General features: G+C 75.5%; 8 protein-coding genes and 1 tRNA gene. All 9 read right to left on the minus strand.

Translation table 11 applies throughout. From position 1 onward, the window contains the following. Window positions 1-284 precede the first annotated feature (284 nt). The 9 genes from DKT69_RS30360 to nrfD all read right to left on the minus strand — a co-directional run bounded on the left by DKT69_RS30360 (window position 285) and on the right by nrfD (window position 8,648). Window positions 285-461: a hypothetical protein gene (locus DKT69_RS30360; RefSeq protein WP_201749937.1), complete on the minus strand. Its 177-nt coding sequence runs from the start codon at window positions 459-461 to the stop codon at window positions 285-287. Window positions 462-543: 82 nt separating this feature from the next. After that, window positions 544-1,821 (minus strand): hemolysin family protein, encoded by a 1,278-nt coding sequence (locus DKT69_RS30365; protein ID WP_109804877.1) that lies wholly within the window; start codon window positions 1,819-1,821, stop codon window positions 544-546. A gap of 43 nt (window positions 1,822-1,864) precedes the next feature. Continuing rightward, window positions 1,865-2,062 (minus strand): hypothetical protein, encoded by a 198-nt coding sequence (locus tag DKT69_RS30370; protein WP_089014379.1) that lies wholly within the window; start codon window positions 2,060-2,062, stop codon window positions 1,865-1,867. A gap of 54 nt (window positions 2,063-2,116) precedes the next feature. Further along, window positions 2,117-3,880: a selenocysteine-specific translation elongation factor gene (selB, locus tag DKT69_RS30375; protein WP_109804878.1), complete on the minus strand. Its 1,764-nt coding sequence runs from the start codon at window positions 3,878-3,880 to the stop codon at window positions 2,117-2,119. A 1-nt stretch (window position 3,881) separates the two neighbouring features. Further along, window positions 3,882-5,180 carry an L-seryl-tRNA(Sec) selenium transferase gene (gene selA / locus DKT69_RS30380; RefSeq protein ID WP_109804879.1) on the minus strand — a complete coding sequence of 433 codons (1,299 nt, stop codon included), beginning with the start codon at window positions 5,178-5,180 and terminating at the stop codon, window positions 3,882-3,884. Window positions 5,181-5,203: 23 nt separating this feature from the next. Beyond that, window positions 5,204-5,299: transfer RNA gene (locus DKT69_RS38045), tRNA-Sec, on the minus strand. Between the two features lie 293 nt (window positions 5,300-5,592). Continuing rightward, window positions 5,593-7,146, minus strand: coding sequence for an OFA family MFS transporter (locus DKT69_RS30385; RefSeq protein WP_109804880.1), 1,554 nt, complete (start codon window positions 7,144-7,146; stop codon window positions 5,593-5,595). Between the two features lie 207 nt (window positions 7,147-7,353). Beyond that, window positions 7,354-7,503: a hypothetical protein gene (locus tag DKT69_RS41490; RefSeq protein ID WP_438361892.1), complete on the minus strand. Its 150-nt coding sequence runs from the start codon at window positions 7,501-7,503 to the stop codon at window positions 7,354-7,356. A 47-nt stretch (window positions 7,504-7,550) separates the two neighbouring features. Continuing rightward, window positions 7,551-8,648 carry an NrfD/PsrC family molybdoenzyme membrane anchor subunit gene (gene nrfD, locus DKT69_RS30395; RefSeq protein ID WP_438361893.1) on the minus strand — a complete coding sequence of 366 codons (1,098 nt, stop codon included), beginning with the start codon at window positions 8,646-8,648 and terminating at the stop codon, window positions 7,551-7,553. Between the last annotated feature and the right edge of the window lie 98 nt (window positions 8,649-8,746).

The following is an 8,746-nucleotide window of genomic DNA, read 5'->3' on the forward strand; positions in this document are numbered from 1 at the left end:
CTGCCCTTGCGACGGCAGGTTCCCGCCCCGGCAGAATCCCCATCGGGATCCTCCGGTCAGCGTCCGGCGGGACGGACACCCCAGGAGACCAACCCGAAAGGGCCGGTCAGCCAGGTGCCGCACACGGTTCCCACCACCACCCCGCGACACCCTCACCAGGTCCGCGGGGCAACCCTCGGCCGCGGCTTCCACCGCCACGTACACGCCACCCCGATCACCGACCGGAGCGGTAGTGCCGGCCGGATGTCCGGCTCGCCGAGGATCGCATAGGGAACCAGAGACGCTCACTTGACCGGCCCCGCCGGCGGCTTGGTGAGGTGCCACGCCAGCAGCGCCGCGCCCAGGGCGAGCAGCACCACGCCGCCGGAGATCCCGGCGCCCTCCTCGCCGCTGCTGCGGTGCCCGGTGGCGCCGAAGTAGATCACCGCGAGCCCGGCCAGCACGGCGATGAACGTCCGCATGCCTCGGTCCTTCACATTCCGGACGGTACGGCCCGTCCCCGCCCGTGCTGCGGCTTTTTCCGGCCGATTCCCCCGTCCGGGGTCACTCCGGCCGGCATCCCGCGGCCGGACCGCGCAGCCGCACCCGGCGCACCGCCCGGTCGGCCACCTCGAGCACCGTGACGGTGAGCCCGGGCAGGCGCACCGTCTCCCCCGGCCCGTCGGGCACCCGGCCCAGCCGGGCCAGCACCAGTCCGGCGATCGTGGTGTACTCCCGGGACAGCGGGAAGGTCAGCCGCACGCCGACGTCCGGCAGGTCGTGCAGCGGGAAGTCGCCGGAGAGCAGCAGCGCGCCGTCCGGCTCCCGGACCACCCCGCGCACGTCCCGGTCGGTCTCGTCGTAGAGCTCGCCGACGACCTCCTCGAGCAGGTCCTCCATGGTCACCAGGCCGTCGACCCCGCCGTGCTCGTCGACCACCAGGGCGATCTGCTCGTGACGCTGGCGGAACTGGCGCATCGCGTCGGCGACCGGCAGCGTCCCGGGTAGCAGCAACGGCGGCCGGGCGCGCTCGCCGGCGGTGGCGGCACCGGCGTCGACCAGGTCGCGGATGTGCAGTACGCCGCACACGTCGTCCAGGCCGCCCGGCCCGACCACCGGGGCCCGGGACCGGCCGGCGGCGGCCAGTCGGCGCATCGCCTCCGGGGCCGGCGCCGAGGCCGGCACGACGGTCACGTCCCGGCGCGGGACCAGGATCTCCCGCAGCGTCCGGCCGGCGATGTCGAACGCCCCGGAGAGGATCTCCCGCTGCTGGGCGGAGAGGCCGCGCTGGCTGACCAGCAGCTCGCGCAACTCCTCCTCGGTCACCTCCTCGCGGCGGGCCCGGGGATCGCCGCCGGCCAGCCGGACCAGCACGTCGGTGCTCCGGCTGAGCAGCCACACCGCCGGCCGGGACAGCCGGCCCAGCAGGTCCAGCGGACCGGCGCTGAGCAGCGCCCACCGTTCCGCCCACTGCATCGCCAGCCGCTTCGGCGCCAGCTCGCCCACCACCAGCGTGACGAAGGTCAGGACCACCGTCACGAGCAGCACCGCCACCGGCTGAGCCGCGCCGCCGAGGAAGCCCAGCGGACCGACCAGCGGCTCGGCCAGCGACACCGCGGCCGCCGCCGAGGCGAGGAAGCCGGCCAGGGTGATGCCGAGCTGGATGGTGGCCAGGTAGCGGTTCGGCTCCCGGACCAGGCGGACCAGCCGGACGCCGCTACGACCCGAGCGGCCCAGCCGGCGCAGCTGCCCCTCGCGCAGCGTCACCAGCGCCATCTCGCTGCCGGACAGCGCCGCGTTGACCAGCACCAGGACGGCCACCAGGGCGACCTGACCCGCCATCACACCCCCTCCCGCTCCACCGCACGCCCGCCGGGGCACCCGGTCAGTCGTTCTCCAGGTCGTCCAGGGAGATGGCGTGGGTCATCAGCCACCGGGCCAGCGCGGCCATCCCGAACAGCCACAGCGGCGCCGACTCCGTGGTGCCGTTGGTGGCGAAGATCGCGAAGCGCAGATCCGGCGCCCGGTACGCCTCGATCCGCCACCGGTGCTGCTTGTCCCGCCAGACCGCCGAAGGGTCCATGGCGTCACCGTAGGCGACCGCGCCCGCCGGCCGGGCCGTCTTCGTCCGCGCCGGTCAGGTCGGCGGGGCGACCACCTCACGGGCGTCGTCGGGCAGCCGGCGGGTGGCGCCCCGCCGGTCCAGCAGCTCCAGCAGCGGCACGGCGACCCGGCGGGTGGTGTCCAGGGCCTGCCGGGCGGCGCTGAGGGTGAACGGCTGCGGCAGGCGGGCGAGGACCCGCACGGCGTCGTCGAGCGCGCCGGGGAGCAGCACCACGTTGTCGGCGAGCTTGAGCAGGGCGCCGGCCCGCACGGCCGCGCCGATCTCCCGGGGCCCCAGCCCCAGGTCGGCCAGGCGGTGCGTCTCCGGGGCCTGGAAGGGCCGGTCGCCGTACTCGGCGCGGACCCGGTCCACGGCCCGGGCCACCGGCTCCGGCAGCGCGTCGACCGACGTCGCGGTGACCCGGCCGGCGCGCAGCCGCAGCGGCGGCCGGAGCAGCGCCTCCACCAGGGCCCGGTCGGGCAGGGCGAGGCGCTGGCGCAGCACGTCCACCGGCACGCCGGGTTCGAGCGGATGCTCCCGGGCGTACCGGGTGACCTCCTCGGTGAGCCGGCCGCCGAGCCGGCGCCAGTGCTCCGGGTCGGCCAGCCAGTCCCCGGCCACCGGCGCGACGGTGACCGGCACGCCCATCCGGGTCAGCTCGCCGGCCCGGACCAGGGCCCGGCGGCGCAGCTCCCCGGCCAGGTCGGGCCGGCCGTCCAGCCCGGCCAGGACCGCCGCCCGGGCGGTCGCCGCGCCGCGGCGGCGCAGCGGTGGCGGGGCGACGTCCAGCACGGTCACCCCGCCGGCGACGTGGTGCCGGCCCGGGTCGCGCAGCAGCGCCCGGTCGCCGATCAGCAGCGGCAGCGGGCGGGCCAGCCGCAGCCGTGCCGTGTCGGGGCCCAGCGGTCGTACCCGGGCGGGCACCGCGGCCGAGCCGACGTGCAGGGTGAGGGTGGCCGGCAGGTCGGCGGCCGGGTCGCCGGCGAGCCGCACGTCCAGCAGGTCGGTCAGTCGGAACCGGCCGGGGCTGAGCAGCGCGTCGCCGCGGGCGATCCGGTCCCGGGACATCCCGCGCAGGTTCACCGCCACCCGGGCCACCGCGTCCACCCGCTGCTGTGCGGCGTTCAGGGAGTGCAGGCCGCGGACCCGGACCGGTTCGCCGGTGGCGGCGAGTTCGAGCTGGTCGCCGACGCGCAGCCGGCCGCCGCCCAGGGTGCCGGTGACCACCGTGCCGCTGCCCTTGATCGTGAACGAGCGGTCCACCCAGAGCCGGACCGGGGCCGCCGGCGCCGGGGCGGGCAGCCGGGCGACCAGCCGGTCCAGGGCGGCCCGCAGGTCGGGCAGGCCGGCACCGGTCGCGCCGCTGACCGCCACCGCCTCCACCTCGCCCAGGGAGGTGGAGGCGATCTCCGCCCGGGCCTGCGCCAGCGCCGGTCCCGGCTCGGCGAGGTCCGCGCGGGTCACCGCCAGCAGGCCGTACGACACCCCGAGCGCGTGCAGCGCGGCCAGGTGCTCGGCCGACTGCGGCATCCAGCCCTCGTCGGCGGCGACCACGAGCAGCGCGGCCGGCGCGGGCCCGACCCCGGCGAGCATGTTCGGCACGAACCGCTCGTGTCCGGGCACGTCGACGAAGGCGATGGTGCCGCCGGAGGGCAGCGTGGTCCAGGCGAAACCCAGGTCGATGGTCATGCCGCGGCGACGTTCCTCGGCCCAGCGGTCGGGTTCCATCCCGGTGAGCGTCCGGACCAGGGTGGACTTGCCGTGGTCGACGTGTCCGGCGGTGGCGACGACCCACACGTCAGTCGCCCACCCGCAGGACGGCCGCCCGGATCGCCGCGTCCGCGTCGGCCGGCACGCAGCGCAGGTCGAGCAGGAGGCGGCCGTGCAGCACCCGGCCGAGCACCGGGGGCTCGCCGGTGCGCAGCGGCTCGGCGTACCGCTCGGGCAGGCTCAGCGCCCACGACTCGAGTTCGACGCCGGGGGCGCCGCCACCGCCGACCACGGCGGCGCAGGGCACCACCTCGGCCTTGCGGCCGTCGGCGCCGAGCTGGTCGCGCAGCCGCTCGGCGCGCTCGCGCAGCACGGCCGGGTCGGCGTGCAGGGCGTCCCGGGTCGGGGTGGTCGGGGCGTGCAGGGTCGCGGCGAGGGCGGCCAGGGTGAGCTTGTCCACCCGCAGGGCCCGGGCCAGCGGGTGCCGGCGCAGCCGCTCGACCAGGGCGGCGTCGCCGAGCAGCAGCCCTGCCTGCGGACCGCCGAGCAGCTTGTCGCCGCTGGCGGTGACCAGCGCGGCGCCGGCGCGCAGGGTGCTGGCGGCGTCCGGCTCGTCGGGCAGCAGCGGGTCGGGGGCGAGCAGCCCGGAGCCGATGTCGGCCACCACCGGCACGCCGAGGGTGGCCAGCTCGCGTACCGGCACGGCCGAGGTGAAGCCGGTGACCACGAAGTTCGACGGGTGGACCTTGAGGACGAAGCCGGTGCGCGGGCCGATCGCGGCGGCGTAGTCGGCACGGGTGGTGCGGTTGGTGGTGCCCACCTCGCGCAGTCGCGCGCCGGTGCTCTCCAGCAGGTCGGGCAGGCGGAACCCGTCGCCGATCTCGACCAGCTCGCCGCGGCTTACCACGATCTCCGCGTCGGCGGCGAGGGCGGTGGCGGCGAGCACCAACGCGGCGGCGCCGTTGTTGACCACGTGCACGGCCGCCGCGTCGGGCACGGCGGCGGCGAGCGCGTCGAGGGTGTCCCGGCCGCGGCGGGCCCGGCGGCCGGTGCGCAGGTCCAGCTCCACATCGGTGTGCCCGGCGGCGGCGACCATTGCCTCGACCGCGGCGGCCGACAGCGGCGCCCGGCCGAGGTTCGTGTGCAGCACGACGCCGGTGGCGTTCAGCACCGCCCGGGGCGCGGGCGCCGGCAGGTCGGCCAGCGCCGCGCCGCGTACCGCTTCGGGGGTGATGTCGCCGCGGCGGGCGCGCTGCTGCGCGCGGACGATCGCGGCCTTGACCCGGTCGCGGCCGAGCGTGCCGGCGGCGGCGGCGAACGCCGGGTCGGCGAGCAGCGCGTCGGTGCGTGGCACCCGCCGACGCGGATCGGCCGTGCCGTCGGGCATGCGTCATCTCCCTGCGCCTGCTTTGGCGGAGACGGACGGGAATCGAACCCGCCTGGCCCGGGTCCCGGACCACACCGGTTTTGAAGACCGGGAGGGGCACCAGCCGCCTGAACGCCTCCGCCCAGCAGTCAACCACATATGATCTCCATCCGCCGGGCGAAGGGAGTGACCGCGCCGGCCCGGCTCAGGGCCCCGACGTCTCGAAGGGCGGCCGCGGCTTGCCCGGGCTGGTCGCCAGGCGGGTGATCGGCGGCAGCAGCAACCCGCTCCGGCATGGGCGGTGCGATCGTGCCGACGCCCGGCGGTACGACGCGCTGCACTACCTGAGGCGTTCCTGCTCTTCCCCGGCGGCGGAGGCGGGTGCGTGGGCGGCAGCTGCTGGAGCGGACGGGCCGCGTGACGGGAGCGGCGATCACTCGGTGATCAGCTTCGCGGCGGTGATGACGGTCTGTACCACGCCGTAGCCGAGCAGCACGGTGACCAGCGCCCACGATATCCAGAGCCGGGCCTGCTGCGGGGCCACGGCGTTGGCCGCGGGCCGGCTATCCGGCCGCAGGGCGACGGGGTCGGTCCGTTCGGCGGGCGCTACGGGAACCGCTCCGCCAGTGTCCGGTTCGTGGAAGCGTTCCGGGACGGGGCGGACCAGCAGGTTGGCGATGAATCCGACGGCCAGCACGGCGACCATGGTGAACAGCGCCGGCCGGTACGCCGAAGCGGTGAACGTGCCCGGTTTGCCCTGGGCGTCGAGGACGCCGTTGACGATCAGCGGCCCGGCCACGCCGGCGGCGGACCAGGCGGTGAGCAGCCGGCCGTGAATGGCGCCCACCTGGTGAGTGCCGAACAGGTCGCGCAGGTAGGCGGGGATGGTGGCGAAGCCGCCGCCGTAGAAGGAGATGATGATCCCGGCCAGCAGCACGAACACCACCGTGGCGGTGTGTCCGACCAGCGCGAGCAGGGTGTAGAGCACCATGCCGAGGCCGAGGTAGGCCACGTAGATCGGCTTGCGGCCGATTATGTCGGACGTCGACGACCACACGAACCGCCCGGCCAGGTTGAACAGCGACAACACGCCCACGAAACCCGACGCCGCCGCGATCGAGACGGCCGACACGCCGTTGTCGCGGAAGAAGTCCTGGATCATCGGGGCGGCCTGCTCCAGGATGCCGATGCCGGCGGTCACGTTGGTGAACAGCACGATCCAGAGCAGCCAGAACGAGCGCGTGCGGATCGCGTTCGCCGCGGACACGCTCGCCGTGGTGACCAGTGGCTTGGCCCGGACCGAGGCGGGATCGAACCCGGCCGGGCGCCAGCCGGGTGGGGGAACCCGCACGTTCAGCACGCCGAGCATCATGATCAGGAAGTAGCCGACGCCGAGCGTGAGAAAGAGCCGTACCAGCGCGCTGCCCGAGGCCACCGCACCGGCGTTGGTGGGGTGGAAGCCAGGATCGTAGAGCGAAAGCAGCTGACGGGAGACCGGGCTGGCAAGCATCGCGCCGCCGCCGAAGCCCATGATGGCCATGCCGGTGGCGAGGCCGGTCCGGTCCGGGAACCACTTGATCAGGGTGGAGACCGGCGAGATGTAGCCGAGGCCGAGTCCGATGCCGCCGATCACCCCGTAGCCGAGGTAAAGCAGCCAGAGCTGCTTGGTGGCGATGCCGAGCGCCCCGACCAGGAAACCCGCTGCCCAGAAACACGCGGAGGTGAACATCGTCTTGCGGGGTCCGCTGCGCTCCGCCCACGTGCCGCCGACCGCCGCGGAAAGCCCCAACATGACGATGGCGATGCTGAAGATGATCCCGATAGCCGTCTGGCTGGCCCCGAAATACGCGATGAGGGAGTTCTTGTAGACGCTGGTCGCGTAGACCTGCCCGATGCACAGATGCACCGCCAGCGCCGCCGGCGGAATGAGCCAGCGACTGTATCCGGGAGGGGCGACGGTATGGCGGGGGTCGAGCACCGACAACATGGGTATGTTCCCCCTCCTGCGAATCATTGGGTATCCGCAGCGACAGCTGTGGGCACGTATCCCACTGAAATGTGCGGCGGCCTACCCGAACCGGGTCGGATCAAACCCAGGCGCGGCCGGAGCGAGCCGGTGCAGGGCAGCGGACGATGAGGCGGGCCCACCTCCACTCGCGGGGCGCGGGGGGGTCTGCCGAGCGAGGGGCGCCGCTCAGGCACCACGGGCGAACAGGGCCAGGCGTACCCGGTTGGGGCTGCTGGTCTCGGTCATCAGGTTGGTGATGTGGGTCTTGACCGTGACGACCCCACCGGCCCGCGTCGGTTGTCGGTTTCCCCGCGGACCCGCGGTTGTTGTGGCCATGAGCTGAACCCCCGTATCGGCTCATGGGCCTGGCGCCTGATGCGTGGCTACCCCGGATTCGGGCCGGCGCCCGGCCCGCTGTCGTCTGGTGTCTGCCCGTCGCGCTGCCGTGCGCGCTCCCGCTGCGGCACCACGGTGTACTTCGGGTCCTTCGCGGAGGCGACTCCGCCGTGGAAGATGCCGAACCGGGTGCACACGGCGGCAGCCAGCAGCGCGCCGCCGGAGAGCGCGGAGAGCGCCCGGCTGCGCCGGCCGACCAGCGCGCCGGCCACCCCGGCGGCGGTCAACGCCCGCCCGGTCCGCAGCAGCCGGCCGGCGCTGCCGACGGCGTACGGCTCGCTGAGCAGGCCGAGCCGGTTCTCCACCCGGTGCGAACCCCACAGCTCCAGGGCCGCGCCGGCCACCGCCATGCGCCGGGCCGGGCCGGCCTGCGCCGGCGGTGCGGCGATCAGTCCGACGCCAGCGCCGCTGGCCAGGGCGCTGCCCGCGAAGACGGTCGGCAGTTCCGGGTACGCCTCGTGCCAGGACGGCACCGCCGTGTCGGCGAGCAGCACCCCGGTGTACGTGGCGAGGGCCGGCGCGGTGACCGCGGCGACCAGCCCGGCGGCCTGCCCGACCGGGGGCAGCAGCCGCCGGCCGAGGCCGAGCACGCCGCGTTCCGGCAGCCAGGGCGCGGCCTCGGCGACCGCGGCGACCCCGGCGGCCGGGCCGAAGGCGCTGAGGATCCAGGTGCCCACCGACATCGGCGAGGTCAGCTTCGCCACCCGCAGCATGTGGTGGAATCGGCTCGGCTTGCCGAGGTCGTTGATCAGGAAGTACGCGCTGGCGCTGACCGCGGCCAGGGAGGTGACCCGGCCGGCGCGGCGCAGCGCCGGCCGCCCGGTGAGCTGCCCGCCGGCGGCCAGCATCGACGACCCGGCGGCCAGGCCCCCGGTGAAGAGGTACGCCGCGATGTCCCACTTCCACACCGGCGCCTTGAGGATAGGACGGCCGTAGTAGGAGGTGAACTCGGCCGGCGGCACGTTCAGCTGCTCCCCGCCGCCGCCCTTGCGGCCCCGCCGGCGCGGTCGCTCGACCGGCTCGACCTCGCGGGGCGGGTGCGGCGCCAGCCCGACCTCGGCCGCGCCGGCGTCGGTGCGCGCCACGCCGGCCCCCGCAGCGGTGGCCCGGCTCTCGCTCTCCTGGCCCGCCGGCACCGGCCCGCCCGGGCCGCCGCCGTTCAGCTGCCCGCCCGGCGCCGGGC

Source organism: Micromonospora sicca (assembly GCF_003172935.1).
Classification (GTDB): domain Bacteria; phylum Actinomycetota; class Actinomycetes; order Mycobacteriales; family Micromonosporaceae; genus Micromonospora; species Micromonospora sicca.

Bases quoted from the DNA above. Each gene is read 5' to 3' on its own strand.
- DKT69_RS30360 (WP_201749937.1), bottom strand. From the start codon at position 461: ATGCGGACGTTCATCGCCGTGCTGGCCGGGCTCGCGGTGATCTACTTC.
- DKT69_RS30365 (WP_109804877.1), bottom strand. From the start codon at position 1,821: ATGGCGGGTCAGGTCGCCCTGGTGGCCGTCCTGGTGCTGGTCAACGCG.
- DKT69_RS41490 (WP_438361892.1), bottom strand. From the start codon at position 7,503: ATGGCCACAACAACCGCGGGTCCGCGGGGAAACCGACAACCGACGCGG.
- selA (WP_109804879.1), bottom strand. From the start codon at position 5,180: ATGCCCGACGGCACGGCCGATCCGCGTCGGCGGGTGCCACGCACCGAC.
- DKT69_RS30370 (WP_089014379.1), bottom strand. From the start codon at position 2,062: ATGGACCCTTCGGCGGTCTGGCGGGACAAGCAGCACCGGTGGCGGATC.
- DKT69_RS30385 (WP_109804880.1), bottom strand. From the start codon at position 7,146: ATGTTGTCGGTGCTCGACCCCCGCCATACCGTCGCCCCTCCCGGATAC.